Here is an 18,467-nt window from a genome sequence, read left to right as displayed (position 1 = left end):
AACGCGACAACAGTGAGACCTCCATTGTGGCCGCTGGCGCAGATCGGGACTCCGGGTTGACCCCAGGCAGTAGCCGGGCTCCCGGGCCCGGGTACGCCTGTTGCTGCGGAAGGCGCTAGGCAAATCAGCATGCACACGGCCGCACCGGCCGCCTGCGCGCCAGGGCAACCGGGCATGAAGCGGAGCACCCTTACACCATGCAGTACTAGCATTTCGATAGCTATACAGGCAGATTCAACAAGCGCTACAGGCCAGTTTGACCAAAAACGTAGAATCTGCGCCCATGCATATACACATCCTGGGCATCTGCGGCACCTTCATGGGCGGGCTCGCCGCGCTGGCACGCGAGGCAGGCCATACCGTCACGGGCTGCGACGCTGGCGTCTACCCCCCCATGAGCGACCAGTTGCGCGCGCTGGGCATCGACCTGATCGAGGGCTTCGGGGTCGAGCAGCTGGCGCTCAAGCCCGACATGTTCGTCGTGGGCAACGTGGTGAGCCGTGCGCGGCTTCCCAGCGGGGAGCCCAAGTTTCCCCTGATGGAAGCAATCCTGGACGCCGGGCTGCCCTACACCAGCGGCCCGCAGTGGCTGGCTGAACATGTGCTGCAGGGCCGGCATGTGCTGGCGGTGGCGGGCACGCATGGCAAGACCACCACGACCTCGATGCTGGCCTGGGTGCTGGAAAGCGCGGGCCTGCAGCCAGGCTTCCTGATCGGAGGGGTGCCGCTGAACTTCGGTATCTCCGCCCGCCTGGGCGCAGCAAAACGACCCCACCCTTCCAGCGCGCCGCAGGGTTCTGCTCCGCTCTTCGTCATCGAGGCCGACGAGTACGACACCGCCTTCTTCGACAAGCGCAGCAAGTTCGTGCACTACCGCCCGCGCACCGCCGTGCTCAACAACTTGGAGTTCGACCATGCCGACATCTTTGATGACCTGGCCGCCATCGAACGGCAGTTCCACCACCTGGTGCGCACCGTGCCGCCCTCAGGGCGTGTGGTCGTCAACGGGCTGGAGGAAAGCCTGGCCCGCGTGCTGAACGTGGGCTGCTGGAGCGAAACCACCAGCTTCGGGGCCGCGGTGAGCGACTTTGCGGCAGACGGCCCGCCCGATGCGTTTGACGTGCTCCACCAAGGCCAGCGCGTCGCGCGCGTGGAATGGAGCCTGACAGGAGTGCACAACCAGCTCAATGCACTGGCCGCCATCGCTGCCGCACAGCATGTGGGCGTGCCGCCCGCGCAGGCCGCCGCCGCTTTGGGATCGTTCCAGAACGTCAAGCGCCGCATGGAGCTGCGGGGCACCGTGCGCGGCATTGCCGTGTACGACGACTTTGCGCACCACCCCACTGCCCTGCGCACCACGCTCGACGGTTTGCGGCGCAGCCTGGGCAGTGGCGCACGCATCCTGGCGGTGTTCGAGCCGCGCAGCAACACGATGAAGCTGGGCGCGATGAAATCGCAACTGCCCTGGGCGCTGGAGCCTGCCGACCTGGCGTTTTGCCACACGGCCGGGCTGGACTGGGATGCTGCCCAGGCGCTGGCGCCGCTGGGCGTGGGGCCGGGCCAACGGGCCCGCACTGCGCCGAACATCGCCACCCTGGTCGCCCAGGTCACCGAGGCCGCCCACCCCGGCGACCACATCGTGTGCATGAGCAACGGCGGGTTCGGTGGCATTCACGACAAGCTGCTGCAGTCGCTACAAAATTAATAGCTATCGGGGCATATGAATCGCGCGCCACAGGCCTTTTTGACTTAAAAAGAGGCCTGAAGGGGCTTGGAAGGGCCTGGCGCGCCGTTAGCAGCTGCAGTCGGGCGACTGCCCAGGCCCGGGCAGGATCAGAACGTGACGGCCATGCCCGGCACGTCCACGCGCACCACGGCCTTGGCCAGTGCGGCGCTGGCGGCGCGGGCAAAGTTGCGCGACCAATCGGCATCGGCCATCAGCGGCGCACCGGCGGCGCGGGCCACCGTCAACACCTTGTCGGCCAGCAGCACCTTGCCGCTCGCGCGCAGGGGTTCGCAGTCGAGCGCGGTGAACTGGTCGTCCAGCCAGCGACGGCCTTCTTCGTGCCCCATGGCCTCGGCGCCGGCCAGATCAAAACGAAATTCCTGGTTGCCGTCCAGGCGGACGGAGACTTGGCTGTGCATGGTGTGCCTTTCTGTGGAGCCCCGGGCGAGCACCTGCGCGCCCGTGATGACTCCAGTTTAAGACCTTGGCAGCAGCACCCTCAGCGGGTGCGGCGTGCTTCCACAGAAGCCGACAGGTCGGCCAGCGCCTGCAGCGAATCGTCCCAGCCCAGGCAGGCGTCGGTGATGCTCTTGCCGTATTCGAGGGCGCCAGGCTGGTCCTTGCCCGGCGAGAACTTCTGCGCGCCTGCCGTCAGGTGGCTTTCGATCATCAGGCCGAAGATGCTGCGCGAGCCCGCAGCCACCTGGCCGGCAATGTCGCGCGCCACATCGAGCTGTTTTTCGTGCTGCTTGCTGCTGTTGGCGTGGCTGCAGTCCACCATCAGCGTGGCGGGCAGCTTGGCGGCTTCCAGGTCCTTGCAGGCTGCGGCGACGCTGGCCGCGTCGTAGTTGGGCGCCTTGCCGCCGCGCAGGATGACGTGGCAGTCCTTGTTGCCGTTGGTGTTGACGATGGCGACCTGCCCGTTCTTGTGCACCGACAGGAAGTGGTGGCCGCGGCTGGCCGACTGGATGGCGTCGGTAGCGATGCGGATGTTGCCGTCGGTACCGTTCTTGAAGCCGATGGGGGCAGACAGGCCCGACGCCAGTTCGCGGTGGACCTGGCTTTCGGTGGTGCGCGCACCGATGGCGCCCCAGCTGATGAGGTCGCCGATGTACTGGGGCGAGATCACGTCCAGGAACTCGCTGCCCGCGGGCACGCCCAGGCGGTTGATGTCGATCAGCAGCTGGCGCGCAATGCGCAGGCCTTCGTCGATGCGGTAGGTTTCATCCAGGTAGGGGTCGTTGATGAGGCCCTTCCAGCCCACGGTGGTGCGAGGCTTTTCGAAGTACACGCGCATGACGATCTCCAGCGTGTCCTTGTACTGCTCCCGCACTACGCGCAGCTTGCGGGCGTATTCGAGCGCCGCCACGGGGTCGTGGATGGAGCACGGGCCGATGACGACCAGCAGGCGGTCATCGTCGCCGGCCATGATGTCGTGAATGGTCTTGCGGGTCTGTTTGATCAGCCCTTCGACCGGCGTACCGCCGATCGGGAAAAAGCGGATCAGATGCTCGGGAGGAGGCAACACGGTGATGTCCTTGATACGTTCGTCGTCGGTCTGGCTGGTTTTCTCGACGCTGCGGTACCAGGCATCGCTGGAGGGGGTGGCTTGGGCCGTCATGGTTGCTTCCTCGTGGTCTGTGAATGGTTGGAAAAAGAGAAAAACGGAGGGCTGAAAAAACAAAAACCGCCGGGCTTTGCAGCGTCGGCGGTTGGTATGGGGAGGTTGTGTGTGCTTGCGCGTTTTCCTCTCATCCGCCTTGGACTGAGATAAAAAACCAAAAATAAAACGCGCTGCGAACTTGCATGGCAATCAATGTAGCACAGGAAGATTGGGCAGGCCCTGTTGCACTTGTTGCAAAGCCGCAACAAGGTCACCGCCGTGAGCGCGGCTGCAGGGCGGCCGCAAGCGCGCCCGGCCCCCGAATTTCCAACGGTTAGCGCTTCGGTTTGCGCAAGCGCCCCAGCCAGCCCAGCACGCGGCCCAACGTGCTCGTGCGCTTCCCAGGCCGGGCGGGGGACGGCAGTTCGCTCGGAGGATCGCTGCTGTGTTCATACATGTCGATGAGCAAAAGCGCCTCCCCCAGGGTACGCCAGGCCAGCAGTTCAAAGGCGTCGAACGCAGCGTGCTCCCGGGGGCTGCGGCGTTCCAGCGTCTCCAGCCATTGCGCAATGGCCGTGCGCAGTTCACGCAATGCGCGCTGGTAGGCACCAAACTCGTACAGGGCGTGCCAGCCCGACCCAAGACCCGTCAGAAAGAGCTGGTGTTCGCGGGCACAGGTCGAGAGCGCCACCACGCGGCCGGTGATGGCGGCCGTGTCGGTGCCGGTGCGGCGTATTCGCACCGCATTGTCGATATGGTTGGAAAGCATGCCCAGGCTGTCGCGCAGCTGGCGCGACTCCTCATCGGCAACCCCTTCGCGAAGAAAGCGGCTGATCTCCCCGAACGACTGGAGCGTGAGCTGCTGGCTGGATCGCGTGGCGGGCATGGCCACATTTTGCGCTGCCGATCACGCCGCAGTACAGCCGCGTGGCCGCAATCACCTTACAAAACCGCGCAAAGGGGCCGTGACCACCGCCGCGCAGCAAGCCTCTCGGCGTGGCGCCACAGGCGACAGCCAGCCCCGGGACAGACTGGCAGGGTCAGGCCGTGCCGCCGACCGTGAGCCCCTCGATCCGCAGCGTGGGCTGGCCCACGCCCACGGGCACACTCTGGCCTTCCTTGCCGCAGGTACCCACGCCGCTATCGAGGCGCATGTCGTTGCCGATCATGGTCACCTTCTTGAGCGATTCCGGGCCGCTGCCGATGATGGTGGCGCCCTTGACCGGGTACTGGATCTTGCCGTTTTCGACCCAGTAGGCTTCGCTGGCGGAGAACACGAACTTGCCCGAGGTGATGTCCACCTGGCCGCCGCCGAAATTGCTGGCGTACAGGCCCTTCTTGATGCTGGCGATGATCTCTTGCGGGTCCTTGTCGCCACCAAGCATGTAGGTGTTGGTCATGCGCGGCATGGGAATGTGCGCATAGCTCTCGCGGCGGCCGTTGCCGGTGGGCGCCACGCCCATCAGGCGGGCGTTGAGCGAATCCTGGATGTAGCCCTTCAAGATGCCGTCTTCGATCAGCACATTGCGCTGGCTGGCGTTGCCCTCGTCGTCCACGTTGAGCGAGCCGCGGCGGTCGGCAATGGTGCCGTCGTCCAGCACCGTCACGCCCTTGGCCGCCACGCGCTGGCCGATGCGGCCGCTGAATGCGCTGGAGCCCTTGCGGTTGAAGTCCCCTTCCAGCCCGTGTCCAATGGCCTCGTGCAGCAGGATGCCGGGCCAGCCTGACCCCAGCACCACCGTCATCTCGCCAGCCGGAGCTGGGCGTGATTCGAGGTTGACGAGCGCAGCGTTCACCGCCTCGTCCACGTACTTGCCCATCTGCTCGTCGTCGAAATAGGCCAGGCCAAAGCGGCCACCGCCGGCGGCAGAGCCCATCTCGCGGCGACCGTTCTGCTCGGCGATCACCGTGACCGACAGGCGCACCAGCGGGCGCACATCGGCTGCCAGTGTGCCGTCGGCACGGGCCACCAGAACCACGTCGTATTCGCTGGCCAGTCCCGCCATGACCTGCGCCACGCGCGGGTCCTTGGCGCGGGCGCGCTGCTCCAGCCGTTCGAGCAAGGCCACCTTGGCCGTGCTGTCCATCGAGCCGATGGGATCGACGCCCGCATACAGGCTGCGGCCGGCCGCTATTTTTTTAGGAGCTACACGTGCTTTACCGCCCTGCGCGGCAGCCGAAATCGACCGTACAGTGCGCGCGGCATCAAGCAGCGATGCCTCGGAGATGTCATCCGAATACGCAAAGGCGGTTTTCTCGCCACTGACGGCACGCACGCCCACGCCCTGGTCGATGCTGAACGAGCCCGTCTTGACGATGCCCTCCTCCAGGCTCCAGCCTTCGCTGCGCGTGTACTGGAAGTACAGGTCCGCGTCGTCCACCTGGTGCGTGCGGATCTCGGCCAGTGCGCGGGCCAGATGGGTTTCATCCAGGCCGAAAGGGGTGAGCAGCAGTTCCCGCGCAACGTCGATGCGCTGGCTGGTGGCCGCGCGCTGGGGCGCGGCGGTGTTGGAGCGAAAAGTCATGCGGCCATTTTAGGCCGCCATGCAAGTCCGGCGCGGCGCAAGGGCGTAGCCCCGCCGCACGGGCGGCCCCATTCAGGCCACCGTGGCGTAGGGCGCGGGCAACGGGTCCTTGGGATCCTGCCGCTGGGCGCGCGCCACCGACATCAGGATGCCCAGCGCCAGCCCCAGGGTGACCATGGCGGTGCCGCCGTAGCTGATGAAGGGCAGTGGCACCCCCACCACCGGCAAGATCCCGCTGACCATGCCCATGTTCACGAACGCATAAGTGAAGAAGATCATCGACACCGCACCCGCCATGAGCCGGCCAAACAGCGTGGTGGCGCCCGCCGCGATGGCCAGGCCCCGCCACACCAGCAGCAGGAAGCACACCAGCAGAAACACGTTGCCTGCCAGGCCGAACTCTTCGGAAAACGCTGCGAAGATGAAGTCGGTGGTGCGCTCGGGGATGAACTCCAGGTGGGTTTGCGTGCCCGCCATGAAACCCTTGCCCCACAGGCCACCCGAGCCAATGGCGATCATCCCCTGAATGATGTGGAACCCCTTGCCCAGCGGATCGCGTGTCGGGTCCAGCAAGGTACAGATGCGCTGCTGCTGGTAGTCGTGCAGCACCGACCAGCGCACGCCATCGGCGCACAGCTGATCGCCCAGCAGCACCAGCGTGAAGATGCCCAGGCCCCCGATGAGCACCGGGGGCAGCACCAGCTTCCAGGGCAGGCCGGCAAAGTAGATCACCGACAGCCCTGCCGCCAGCACCAGCAGCGATGTGCCCAGATCGGGCTGCTTCATGATGAGGCCCACCGGAATGGCCAGCAGCACCCCGGCAGCCGCAAAGTCAAGCGGCCTCAGCGCGCCCTCGCGCTTCTGGAACCACCAGGCCAGCATCAGCGGCATGGCGATCTTCAGGATCTCGCTGGGCTGGATCACGATGCCGACATTGATCCATCGCGTGGCACCTTTCTTGGTGATGCCTAACAGCGCCACCGCCACCAGCAAGGCCACCCCACACACGTACAGGGGCACGGCAAACTGCATGATCTTCTGGGGCGGCACCTGCGACACCATGAACAGGATGGCGCCCGCGATCAGCATGTTGCGCCCGTGGTCCACAAAACGTGTGCCGTGGTCAAAGCCCGCCGAGTACATGCCCAGCAGCCCCGCACCTGCCAGCAACAAGACAACAGTCAGAAGGGGAAGATCAAAACCCCTGAACAGCGGCATGAAGCGCTGGGCGAACGTGGGTTTTTCGAAAACAACAGCCATGATGCGATTATCCGCGCCAGCCGGTGATGGCAAGGGAAAGAAGCCACTTGGCACCGCCAGCGCGGGATCAGCCCGCCTGGCGAAACGCCATCACCGCCTGGTTGCGCAGGGTACGCAGCAGGCCCAGCGCCTTGTCATCCACCACAATCCCTCCGGGCGTGGCCTGGTCTGCGTAGATAAGTGCAAAGGTCTGGCCCTTGAGCTGCAGCGGAAGCAAAAGGAACGACGGGGCATTTAGACCCGAGCGGTACCACTGCGGCAGTCGGGCCTGCATGCGCGGCTCGGTGGCGTCGTTGATCAGGGTGTCTGCCCCGCGCAGGCACACGGCTGCAAACAGGTCGCCCTGCGCGTTCAGCGGTACCCGCAGGGCCCGTGCAGCGGCTTCGCTGCCGTCGCCCAGGCCAAAACGTCCGGTCAGCATGTCGGTCCGCGCCTCGCGCAGGCAAAAAACCATCCGCCGAAAGCCCAGGGCACGGAACATCGTCTCCAGGATCATGCGCAGCACATCATTGAGCTGAAAGGTCTCGACCATGGCGTTGGTGATGTCCTGGATCCCCGCGGCCAGCACTTCGTTGACCTGTGCCACAGACACATCGCCACCGGCCTGCGACGCCAGCACCACCGGCACCGGATCACCGCCACCGGCGCGCAGTTCATGCGGCGTGAGCGCGTCGTCCGGCGCGGACGTCTCACCAGCTGCTGGAGGCAGCTTGAGCAGCCGCGCCGCGGGCGTGTCGGGCGCCACGTGCAAATCCAGCGCCTCGGCCAGTGCCACCAGCTTGCGGCGGGCGCGCAGGGTTGCTTCAGCGATGTCCGGGGCAGGCAGGTCCAGCGTGCGGGCATACCGCGTGCCGATCTGTTCCAGGCTGGCTTCCAGCTGTGCAGGCGGCGCTGCAAGCAGCGCCGACGCCACCTCGTTGCCCGCCATGGCCACCCAGCGAAGTCGCTCGGCACCGTGTTCGGGCCCGCGCTGGCTGGGCGAGCCCAGGGGTTTGCGCATGCAGCGCTGCAGGCTGTCTGGCAGCCCCCACACCCGGGCCACGCCAACGCCCAGGTCTTCAAAACCGAGCCCCAGCACCTGCTGCGCTGCCGACTCTTCACCGCCTTCGACCCGGCCAGACGCCACCATGCTGCGCACCTGGCGCGCCTCTTCCGGAAAGTAGAACTCGCACAGCATGCGACCCAGGTTCTGGAACATGGCGCCGATAAACGCCTCCTCTGCGCCCTGCCCCGGCCCGCACAGCTCGGAGGCCACCGACCCGGCCATCATGGCGCGCAGGAATTCCTCGCGCATCTGGCTTGCCACGGCTTTGTCCTGCATGTGGTCCAGCAAAACCAGGCTCAGCGCCATGTTGCGCACAGCATTGAAGCCCACCAGGCTCACGGCGCGCGATACCGTGCTGATGGTGCCGCGCGCAGCATGGGCGTAATGCACGCTGTTGACCAGGCGTAGCAGCTTGTTGGTCAGCGCCACGTCCTTGAGGATCTCGTGCGTGAGATCGCTGATGCTGTCGTCTTCCGAATCCGCCACGCGCTGTATGCGGGCCACCGAGTCCGACAGCGCCGGAAAGTCGCTCTTGTGGCGCATGCGCCGCAGCAGGAAATCCAGCGTGGCATTGCTGGCGGCCGTGGGGGCGCTCACGGGCGCCGCCCAGGCGCGCAACGCATCCCGAAAATCCCCTGCAGCCGGATAACGCTGGGCCGGGTCGCGGGCCATGGCGCGTTGCAGGATGGCGCGCAGGTTGTCGTCCACGCCTGCGCCCAGGTCATCGGGCAATTGCAGCGGCTCGTTGGCCACGCGGTACAGGGCCTGCCAGGCGTCCTTTTGATGGATGAGCGGCCGGCCAGAAAGCATTTCGACCAGCACCAGCGCGGCCGAGTACACGTCCATCGCCGGCGTGGGCGCCTCGCCCTCCGCGGCCTCGGGCGCCAGGTAGGCCGGGGTGCCGCCAGTGCGCTGCGGGTCGGGTGCGTCATGCACCGGCGCGGCCATGCCGAAGTCCATCACCCGCGCGTGGCGCTGGGCATCGATCATGATGTTCGACGGCTTGAGGTCGCGGTGCACAATGCCCGCCTGGTGCGCGGCCTGCAGGCCGTCCAACACATCCACCATCAGCGCCACCGCATCGTGCGGCGTACAGCGGCCCTGCTGCGCCAGGTGCTCGGCCAGCGTCTTGCCGGGCACGTACTCGAACACGATGTAGGGCTGCGCACCCTGCACATCGGCCTCGAACACCGGCACGATGAACGGGTGGGCCAGGCGGCTGACATGCCGTGCCTCGCGCAGCCACTGCTCGATGACGGAGGCATCCTGTTCATCCACCGGGCGCATCAGCTTGATGGCCACCTCGCGCTGCAGGCGCGGGTCTTGCGCCAGCCACACCGTGGCCTGCCCGCCGCGGCCCAGCAGCTTTTTCAATTCGAACCGGCCGACCGAAGCGGGCGGCTTGTCTGCGGCACCCAGAGCCCAGCGTCTGGCCGTGGAAAGCGGGGCAAAATCAGTCATGGTGCGGTGCAGTGCGAGGCCGGATCGAAGCGCCGCACAGTGCGGCGTCCGTGGCTGCCATCTTATGCCCGCGCCAGCACGTGTCCAGCAAGTGATTCCCCTGCCCTGCTGCCTCTGCCCCGTCCGCCCCGTCTGCCACCCATGACCTGTTCCACCACGCACCTGCTGTACTTGCACGGCTTCCGTTCGTCCCCCCAGTCGGCCAAGGCCCGGCAAATGGCGACGTATGTGCAACAGCGCCATCCGCAAGTCACCTTCTGGGCGCCACAGCTGCCGCCCTCGCCCCGGGCCGCCATGGCGATGGTGGCGCAGGGCATTGCGCAATGGCCGCGCGCATCCATGGCGGTAGTGGGCTCGTCGCTGGGCGGGTTTTATGCCAGCTGGGTGGCGCAGCAGATGGCCTGCCCCAGCGTCATGCTCAACCCTGCCGTGCACCCGGCGCGCGATCTGGCCCGCTACATCGGCGAGCAGACCAGCTGGCATGACCCGGCCGAGCGCTTTTTCTTCCTGCCCGAATACATCGGCGAGCTGCAGGTACTGGACATGGCCGCCCGCCCACCCGCCGCACCCGAAATGGCCATCATCGCCAAGGGTGACGAAGTGCTGGACTGGCGCGAAATGACCGCCCGCTACCCCGCGGCGCAGGTCACGCTGCTGGAAGGGGGCGAGCACGCGCTGCTGGCGTTTGCCGACCACCTGCCCGCTGTGGCCCGGTTCCTGCGGCTGGCCTGAGCGCCCGGGCCGACGGGGCAGCTCACCGGTTAACGCGATGCGGCTGCCGAAACCGCGGCGGGCCCTGCACGCCAGCGCTCGAAATCCTCCGGGTAGGCACGCCGGTAGCGCTCGGTGTGAAAGGCCACCTCGTCGTCGTACCCCAGCAGCGCTGCGCTGTCGATCAGAAGCTGTATCACCCGGGGCTCAGGCGAATAGTGCAGCACCCGCCGCGCCAGCGCGTGTACGCGCGCCGCACTTTCGGGCGTGAGCGGGGTGGTGGTGAGCACTGCAAATTCGCGCTGGCTGTTGAACAGCAGCGCGCCAGGCACGCTCGACTGCGGGTCCAGCCGGTGTGCGGGCGAACGTTCGGCCGCGGGCTTGTAGAGCTGGCTCACGCGGTGGTAATCCCACGCGGCCACGGCGCACACGGCCAGCACCAGGGCAGCTGCCAGTGCGGGCACTGTGCGAAAACCTGCGCCAGCATCCGGGCCAGGCCTTTTGCCGGGGCGAACCGCCAGCAGCGCCACCGACAGCAGGCACACCAGCTGAAACGGCCCGTACCACAGCGGGTACTCCAGCAGGCTGTGCAGCCCCACGATGGCCAGCACGCCCCAGGCCAGTTGCCTGGCGGGATTCCGTTCACGCCAGAGCGAAGCAGCCAGGCACAAGCCCCCCGCGCAGGCGAGCAGCGCCACGGCGGTGGGCAGCCCCAGCTCTACTGCCAGGTGCAGCGGCAGGTTATGGGCGTTGTCCAGCAGCGCGCAAAAGCGGGTGTCGGGAAAAAGGGTCACATAGTGCGCGTAGCCCAGCTCGCCCCAGCCCCAGCCCAGCCAGGGCTTCTGGGCAATGAGCGTGAGGGTGTTGGTCCACAAGGCCGTGCGGCCATTGCACGCCTGCACATCGCCGGCAAACCGCTCGAACAGGGCGTCCGCCTGCACGCCATGCCATCTCCACAGCAGCTCGGGCAGCACCAGGGCGGCCGCGACGAACACGCACAACCCTGCCAGCGCCAGGCCCAGCGCGGCCCGTGCGCGCCAGCGGTGCCACAGCCACAGCAACAGCGGGAGCATCAGCCACTGTAGCGCGCCGGTGCGCGACGCCGTGGCGGCGGCCCCCACCGCCATGCACGCCATCAGCGCAAAGGGCAGCGCCAGCGCCGGCAGGCAAGGGGTTGGCGCAACGCCAGGGTTTTCATCGCCTGAAACCTCTGCTGCACGCGCCGACCGCCACTGCTGCAGCGACCAAAGCAGCGCCCACGCGCCCAGGCCCATCAGCGTGGCCTGCTGGTTGCGCTGGCGCAGGTTGCCAATCGCCTGCCCGGGCGTGGAACCATAGATCCACGGCGAAATCCCTACATCTCCCGCGAAATACTGGACCAGACCAACGCCCGCAGACACCACCGCGGCCGCTACGAGCCCGCGGGCCAGCGCTTGTACCCAGAACCGGTGCCCTGCGGGCCAGAAAGCTGCCACCAGCAGCAGCGCTGCCACGCACACCCACGACGCCACCACGGGCCAGAAATTGGCCGTCGGCGCGTCGGTGAACGCAAACAGGAACGGCAACGCCACCGCCACCGCTGCCACCAGGGCGACAAAAGCAGGCGGCTGCCTGAGGACCGTGTCCGCGGTCGTGGAGGGCAGGTAGGGGCGCAAGGGGAAGGAGGGGTACAAACCGGGCGACTTCGCCGCCCGCGTGCCGAAAGCCGGCCATCATAGGTGCTGGCGCCGGGCACAGACCCAGCCAGTCGCCCCCGGGGGGCGCTGGCGCCCATGGGACAATCCTCGCCATGCACGCATTGTTTGAAGAAGCCGGCAAGTTCATGGCCGGACGTATCCTGTCTGAAGCCGACACATCCGCCCAGATCGAGCTCGATTCGGGCAAACGGGTCAAGGCCAAGGCGGCCAACATCCTCCTCAAGTTTGAAAAGCCCGCCCCGGCCGATTTCATGGCCCAGGCGCAGGCCGTGGCCGAATCCATCGAGCTGGACCTGGCCTGGGAGTTCGCTCCTGAAGACGAGTTCGGCTTTGCCGACCTCGCACGCGACTATTTTTCGGAGAATGCCACGCTGGCACAGCAGGCCGGTGCACTGTTTCGCCTGTACGACGCGCCGCACTACTTCCGCCGTGCTGGCAAGGGCCGGTTCAGGAAGGCGTCGGCCGAGATCCTGCAGCAGGCGCTGGCCGCCATAGAGAAGAAAAAGGCCGTCCTCGCGCAGATCGACGAGTGGGCCGCCGCCCTGGGCCGGGGCGAATGCCCCCAGCCCGTCCGCGACCAGCTTTACAAGATCCTGTTCAAGCCCGACAAGAACGCGCCCGAATACAAGGCCGTGGTCGAGGCCAGCCGCGCCACGCACACCGCGCCGCTCGATTTGTTGCAAAAGGCGGGGGCCATCGACTCCAGCTACCAGTTCCACTGGAAGCGCTTTCTGTTCGACAACTTCCCCAAGGGCACGGGCTTCCCGGCACTCACGGCCCCGGTCATCGCCGATGAGCTGCCGCTGTCCACCGCGCAGGCGTACTCCATCGACGATTCGCAGACCACCGAAATCGACGACGCGCTGTCGGTGCAGGGCCTGGGCACCGGCACCGTGGTGCTGGGCATCCACATCGCCGCGCCGGGCCTGGCCATCCAGCCGGGCAGCGCCATCGACCAGCTGGGCCGCGCGCGCCTGTCCACGGTGTACATGCCGGGTTACAAGATCACCATGCTGCCCGACGATGTGGTGCAAACGTACACACTGGATGAAGGCCGCGCCAACCCGGCCGTGTCGCTGTACGTCACCATCGACGAAGCCACGCTGGAGTTCAAAAGCTCCGAGACGAAGCTGGAGCGCGTGCATGTGGCCGCCAACCTGCGCCATGACCAGCTCGACAGCGTGGTGACGGAAGAATGGCTCTCGAACCCCGCGTTTGAGCACCAAAACGACCCGCAGCGCCTGTCCGATCTGCGCCCGCAGCTATCATTTTTGCACCGCTTGGCCAAAGAGCTCAAGGCCCGCCGCGAAGTGGTGCGCGGCAAGCCCGAGAACTTCAACCGGCCGGACTACAACTTCCGCCTGGTGGGCAACGACGGCGCCGAGCCCACGGGCAACGAGCAGGTGCAGATCAGCGTGCGCCAGCGCGGCGCGCCGCTCGACCTGATCGTGGCTGAAGCCATGATCGTCGCCAACAGCACCTGGGGCAGCTGGATGGCCGAGCTGGGCGTGCCCGGCATCTACCGCAGTCAGGCCAGCATGGCGCCCGGCGTGAAGGTGCGCATGGGCACCAAGGCGTTGCCGCACGCGGGCATTGGCGTCAAAGCCTACTCGTGGGCAACCTCGCCCCTGCGCCGCTACACCGATCTGGTCAACCAGTGGCAGATCATTGCCTGCGCGCGCCACGGCGCCACGGCGGCGCTGGCTGCGCCGTTCAAGCCCAAGGATGCGGACCTGTTTTCGATCATCAGCAGCTTCGACACGGCGTACAGCGCCTACAACGGCTACCAGGCGGGCATGGAGCGCTTCTGGACGCTGAAATATGTGGAGCAGAACGGCATTACCGAACTGAATGCCACCGTCTTCAAGGAAGGCCCGGGCGGCAGCTTTCTGGTGCGGGCCGACGACATTCCGCTGGTGTTCCCCGTGCTGGGCGCACAAAACCTGCCGCGCGGCGCGCGCCTCAAGGTGAAGCTGGGCGAGGTGGACGAGATCACCCTGGACATCCACGGCACCGTGATCGAGCGGCTGGACGACCCAGCCGACACCAGCGACGATGGCCCGGTGGGGGACGAGGGCGAAGACGAAGAAGCCGTGGCCGGGCCGATTGCCATCGCGGTGGACATGTCCGACGCCGACACCGCCGTTGCACCTGCCGCTGGCAGCTGAAGCCCTGCGGCGGGGATAATCTGCCACCCTGAAGAACCCGCCCGCTCCACGTACGCCGCCTTCAATGAAACTGCCCGCTTTTCTCCGCACGTTCAGCACCCTGCAGGTGGCGCTGCTGGTGTCGGCCGCCTTGCATGCGGCGGTGATCTCGGTGCGTTTCATCGACCCCGAGGGCTTCAACCGCGTGTTCCAGGACACGCCGCTCGAAGTGATTCTGGTCAATGCCAAATCCAACGAGCGCCCCGAGAAGGCCCAGGCCATTGCGCAGTCCAATCTGGCCGGCGGCGGCGATGCCGCCAAGGGCCGTGCCACCAGCCCGCTGCCGTATTCCGCCCTCACCGCCATCGGCGACGACTTCGAAGAGCAGCAGCGCAAGCTCGACGCCATGCAGGAACAGCAGGCCCAGCTGCTGGCCCAGCTGCGCAAGCAGCTGGCCACCATGCCCGAACCCGATCCGCGCAAACACAGCCAGAGCGCCGAACAGTTGTCCGAGCAGGAAAAGCGCCGCCAGCTCGTCAAGCTGCTGGCCGAGATCGAAAAGCGCATCAACGAAGAGAACTCCCGCCCCAAGAAGCGCTACATCAGCCCCGCCACGCGGGAAGAGTCTTACGCCATCTACTACGACGCACTGCGCCGCAAGGTCGAGGACAAGGGCACCGAAAACTTCCCGGAAAAGGGCGGCAAGAAACTCTATGGCGAGCTGACCATGATCGTCACCGTCAACCACGACGGCCGCGTGCTCGCCACCGAAGTGGTCCAGGGCTCAGGCAATCCCACACTCGACCGCCGCGCCGAAGCCATTGCCCGCGCCGCCGGCCCGTTTGGCGCGTTTGACACCGAAATGCGCAAGAAGGCCGACCAGATTGCGATGGTGGCGCGCTTCAAGTTCACCCGCGACCAGACGCTGGAGACCAGCGTCCGCTAGTGCCCCGGCCTGCCACGTGCGCGCCGCGCAGTTGCAGCCCATGCCTTGTCTCTTGATGCCGATTGCCGCCGCCCTGCGCCCCCGCTGCACAACGCCCCAACCCGTATGACGACGACCCCTGCCGACCTCTACTGCGTGATGGGCAACCCGGTGGCCCACAGCCGCTCGCCCGCCATCCACGCCCGCTTTGCCGAACTGACCGGCCAGCACATCCGATACGAACGCCGCCTGATCCCGCTGGACGGCTTTGCCGAGGGCGTGCGCGCGTTTGCTGCCGAGGGCGGACGCGGCTGCAACGTCACGGTGCCGTTCAAGCTCGAAGTGCCGGCGCTGGCCTCGCAGTGCAGCGAAGGCGTGCACCTCGCAGGCGCCGCCAACACGCTGGTCTTCCAACCCGACGGCAGCATCCACGCCGATAACACCGACGGCCTGGGCCTGGTGGCCGACATCACGCGCAATGCGGGCGTGAGCCTGCAGGGCGCGCGCGTGTTGCTGGTGGGCGCGGGCGGCGCAGCCGCCGGGGTGCTGGGCCCGCTGCTGCATGCGGGTGTACGGCATATCACCATTGCCAACCGCACCGTGGCCAGGGCACAGGCCCTGGCCGCCTCGCACAGCGCACTGGCTGCGCTACAAAAAGCAGAGCTATCAGCCATTGATTTGCCTGGACTCCAGACCGATTTCGATGTGATCATCAACGCCACCGCAAGCAGCTTGGCCGGGGGCGATGTGCCCGTGCCCGCCTGCGTGCTGCGGCCCGGCAGCCTTGCCTACGACATGATGTACGGCCCCGCGGCTCAAGGCTTTCTGGACTGGGCCCAACGCCACGGCGCCACGCCCCGCGACGGCCTGGGCATGCTGGTGGAACAGGCCGCCGAAGCCTTTGCCCTGTGGCGTGGCGTGCGCCCGCCATCGACGCAAGTGCTGCGTGAAATGCAGCAGGCCGCTTGAGCCATCATGGATTGGCACGCACCCCTTGAACCGTTGACGCTGAGCTTGCTCAAGCGCCGCGCAAGGCTTCGACAAGTTCGGCCAGCACGATGCCGCAAGGTCATGCCAGTTCGTAACCAACGCCAGACTCCAGGACCGACACTGCGATGAAAGCCGTACTGCGCTGGCTGGGCATGGTGCTCTTCGCACTGGTCGCCCTGCAGCTCTTTTTTGTGCTGCGCATCGCCGCCATGGCGGCCATCGACCCCGAATCCACCACGTTCCAGCGCTCGGAGGCGTGGTCGCTCATCTCCACCACGGGCCGCGTTCCATGGCGCCAGCAGTGGGTGCCCTACGCCCAGATCTCCGACCACCTCAAGCGCGCCGTGATCGCGTCGGAAGACGACGGCTTTGTGAACCACGAGGGCGTGGACTGGAACGCCATCGAAAAGGCCTGGGAACGCAACGCCAAGGCCGAAGCCCTGGCCAGCCGCGCCCAGGCCCGCGCGCCCGACCGCCCCGCGCGTGAACCCAAGATCCGCGGCGGCTCCACCATCACCCAGCAACTGGCCAAAAACCTGCTGCTCTCGGGCGAGCGCACCCTGCTGCGCAAGGGCCAGGAATTCGTGCTCACGCTGGCGCTGGAAAAGCTGCTGAGCAAGGAGCGCATCCTGGAGATCTACCTGAACAACGTCGAGTGGGGCCAGGGCGTGTTCGGCGCCGAGGCCGCCGCCCAGCACTACTTTCGCAAGAGCGCCAGCAAGCTGGCCCCCGCGGAGGCCGCGCGTCTGGCGGTGATGCTGCCTGCGCCCAAGCGGTTCGAGAAGATGCCAGGGTCGGCGTATCTGGCGGGGCGGACGCGGACGATTCTGGGGCGGATGGATTCGGCGGCGCTTCCCTGACCGACTCGGGCTACGGTGGCGGCGCACACCCAGGCTGACCTTACCCAGCAGGTACGTTGGTTACCTGGTCAGCGCCGGAGCAGCCATAGATTCATCGGCGCTTCCGGCCGCAAGGTCACATGCAGCTTGGGCGCACACGGTGCGGCCCCCTCCGGCAGCCTGAGCCGATACCGCTGCAGCAACATGGCCGCCAGCAGGGTCATCTCCAGCATCGCAAAGTGCTGCCCGATGCAGACCCGCGGGCCAATGCCAAAGGGAATCCACGCAGCCTTGGGAATGTCCGCAGCGCCATCCATGAAGCGCTCGGGGACGAACTGGTCTGCCTGCGCAAACCAGCGTTCGTCGCGGTGCAGCACCCAGGGCGTGATCCGCAACATGGCGCCCTGTGGCACGGCCACGCCGCCGAGCGTAATGGGCGCGGTGGTGCGCCGCGTCATCAGCGCGGCAATGGGAGGGTACACGCGCAGTGCCTCCTTGAGTGTGGCTGTCAGATAGGGCAACCGGGTCAAGTATTCGGGCCCCGGGTTTTGGCCGGGTGACAGTGCGGCATCCACCTCGGCCTGCGCGCGCTGCGCCGCGTCGGGGTGCTCGGCCATCAGGCGGCTCCACCACAGCAGCGTGGTAGCGCTGGTCTCATGCCCGGCCTGGAAGCTGACGATGCACTGGTCGAACACCTCTTGCGGCGACAGCGGCTCGCCAGTGGCCTCGTCGCGCAGCGCCAGAAGCATGTGCAGCAGGTCGGTGCGCGGTGGAGCGCCCGCGGCGTCCAGCGCCTCGCGCCTGCGCGCATCGGTGCGGCGCCGCACCAGCCCCTTGAGCGCCTGCAGCGCCCGCCGCTTGGCCGCCTTGCCTGGCAGGGGAAGCCAGTCGGGCAAGGTGAACGGCATGAACATTTCCCGGAATGCGGTTTCGGACAGCGTCTGGGTCGCCCAGGCTGCGTCACGCGCATCGGCCTGGGCTGACTCGCTGAACAGCGTCCGCAGGATCACGTCCATGGCCACATCGGTCCAAAGCGTGTCGATCGGCACCAGGGCTTCGCGCTGGCCCGACGGAACAGCGGCATCGAGCGCGGTGCGCGCGGCATCGGTCATGAGCTGCGCGTAGCCCGCCACGCGCTTGGGCGTAAACGCGGGCATCAGCATGCGGCGCTGGCGCTGCCACGTGTCGCCCTCGGTCACCAGCACGCTCTGGCCGAACACCTGCTCGAACACCGCGATACCACGCTCCCAGCGAATCAGGTGATGGGCATGGGTGACCAACGCCTCGCGTACGAGGTCAGGGGACATGAGATCCCAGGCATCCTCGTTGCCCAGGCGCATGCGGGTGAGATCACCGTGCTCGCGCTGCAGGCGGGTGACGAAGCCCAGGTAGTCGGCCCGCATCTCCCGGAGCAGGGGAAGACCCCACCAGCGGCTGGACGGGCCACCAGGCTGCGGGTGCAGCGCTGCCGCAAGCGGTGCCGGGGAGGGCAAGGCCGATGTGGACGGGGTCGCGGTGGTGGGAGCGGCGTTATTCAT

At 66.9% G+C, this 18,467-nt stretch carries 14 protein-coding genes; 6 read left to right on the top strand and 8 right to left on the bottom strand.

Annotated features, from left to right (window positions below; all coding sequences use genetic code 11):
• Positions 1 to 283: 283 nt before the first annotated feature.
• Positions 284 to 1,705: a UDP-N-acetylmuramate:L-alanyl-gamma-D-glutamyl-meso-diaminopimelate ligase gene (gene mpl, locus ACTPOI_RS14155; protein ID WP_440109843.1), complete on the top strand. Its 1,422-nt coding sequence runs from the start codon at positions 284 to 286 to the stop codon at positions 1,703 to 1,705.
• A 128-nt stretch (positions 1,706 to 1,833) separates the two neighbouring features.
• Here mpl and ACTPOI_RS14150 read toward each other — a convergent pair whose 3' ends face one another.
• From ACTPOI_RS14150 to ACTPOI_RS14125, 6 genes are all read right to left on the bottom strand, one after another.
• Entirely contained in the window at positions 1,834 to 2,145 is a 312-nt protein-coding gene (locus tag ACTPOI_RS14150; RefSeq protein WP_440109841.1) for a hypothetical protein, read from the bottom strand.
• 80 nt (positions 2,146 to 2,225) lie between these two features.
• The gene (locus ACTPOI_RS14145; protein ID WP_440109839.1) at positions 2,226 to 3,347 is read right to left on the bottom strand and encodes a 3-deoxy-7-phosphoheptulonate synthase; all 1,122 of its coding nucleotides are present in this window, start codon (positions 3,345 to 3,347) and stop codon (positions 2,226 to 2,228) included.
• Positions 3,348 to 3,663: 316 nt separating this feature from the next.
• Positions 3,664 to 4,215: a hypothetical protein gene (locus tag ACTPOI_RS14140; RefSeq protein WP_440109837.1), complete on the bottom strand. Its 552-nt coding sequence runs from the start codon at positions 4,213 to 4,215 to the stop codon at positions 3,664 to 3,666.
• A 154-nt stretch (positions 4,216 to 4,369) separates the two neighbouring features.
• Positions 4,370 to 5,854, bottom strand: a complete 1,485-nt coding sequence (gene tldD / locus ACTPOI_RS14135; RefSeq protein WP_440109835.1) for a metalloprotease TldD — start codon at positions 5,852 to 5,854, stop codon at positions 4,370 to 4,372.
• Positions 5,855 to 5,926: 72 nt separating this feature from the next.
• Positions 5,927 to 7,114 (bottom strand): rod shape-determining protein RodA, encoded by a 1,188-nt coding sequence (gene rodA / locus ACTPOI_RS14130; RefSeq protein WP_440109833.1) that lies wholly within the window; start codon positions 7,112 to 7,114, stop codon positions 5,927 to 5,929.
• 67 nt (positions 7,115 to 7,181) lie between these two features.
• Positions 7,182 to 9,620, bottom strand: a complete 2,439-nt coding sequence (locus tag ACTPOI_RS14125; RefSeq protein WP_440109831.1) for a protein kinase domain-containing protein — start codon at positions 9,618 to 9,620, stop codon at positions 7,182 to 7,184.
• A 141-nt stretch (positions 9,621 to 9,761) separates the two neighbouring features.
• Between ACTPOI_RS14125 and ACTPOI_RS14120 the strand changes: the two genes are divergently transcribed.
• Positions 9,762 to 10,352 (top strand): YqiA/YcfP family alpha/beta fold hydrolase, encoded by a 591-nt coding sequence (locus ACTPOI_RS14120; protein ID WP_440109829.1) that lies wholly within the window; start codon positions 9,762 to 9,764, stop codon positions 10,350 to 10,352.
• A gap of 29 nt (positions 10,353 to 10,381) precedes the next feature.
• Here ACTPOI_RS14120 and ACTPOI_RS14115 read toward each other — a convergent pair whose 3' ends face one another.
• Complete coding sequence (locus ACTPOI_RS14115; protein WP_440109827.1) at positions 10,382 to 12,004, bottom strand: Wzy polymerase domain-containing protein; 1,623 nt, start codon at positions 12,002 to 12,004, stop codon at positions 10,382 to 10,384.
• Between the two features lie 116 nt (positions 12,005 to 12,120).
• On the opposite strand from ACTPOI_RS14115, the gene ACTPOI_RS14110 reads away from it, so the two are divergent.
• The 4 genes from ACTPOI_RS14110 (at position 12,121) to mtgA (ending at position 16,950) form a co-directional block, all read left to right on the top strand.
• Positions 12,121 to 14,196 carry a ribonuclease catalytic domain-containing protein gene (locus ACTPOI_RS14110; RefSeq protein ID WP_440109825.1) on the top strand — a complete coding sequence of 692 codons (2,076 nt, stop codon included), beginning with the start codon at positions 12,121 to 12,123 and terminating at the stop codon, positions 14,194 to 14,196.
• A 64-nt stretch (positions 14,197 to 14,260) separates the two neighbouring features.
• Positions 14,261 to 15,121, top strand: coding sequence for an energy transducer TonB (locus tag ACTPOI_RS14105; RefSeq protein WP_440109823.1), 861 nt, complete (start codon positions 14,261 to 14,263; stop codon positions 15,119 to 15,121).
• A 105-nt stretch (positions 15,122 to 15,226) separates the two neighbouring features.
• Entirely contained in the window at positions 15,227 to 16,069 is an 843-nt protein-coding gene (gene aroE / locus ACTPOI_RS14100; RefSeq protein ID WP_440109821.1) for a shikimate dehydrogenase, read from the top strand.
• Positions 16,070 to 16,215: 146 nt separating this feature from the next.
• Entirely contained in the window at positions 16,216 to 16,950 is a 735-nt protein-coding gene (gene mtgA / locus ACTPOI_RS14095; protein WP_440109819.1) for a monofunctional biosynthetic peptidoglycan transglycosylase, read from the top strand.
• A 68-nt stretch (positions 16,951 to 17,018) separates the two neighbouring features.
• Here mtgA and ACTPOI_RS14090 read toward each other — a convergent pair whose 3' ends face one another.
• Positions 17,019 to 18,467: a cytochrome P450 gene (locus ACTPOI_RS14090; RefSeq protein ID WP_440109817.1), complete on the bottom strand. Its 1,449-nt coding sequence runs from the start codon at positions 18,465 to 18,467 to the stop codon at positions 17,019 to 17,021.

This window comes from Acidovorax sp. BL-A-41-H1 (assembly GCF_051942715.1).
Note: the sequence above shows the minus strand (reverse complement) of the source record. Positions and strands in the feature narration are given on the sequence as shown.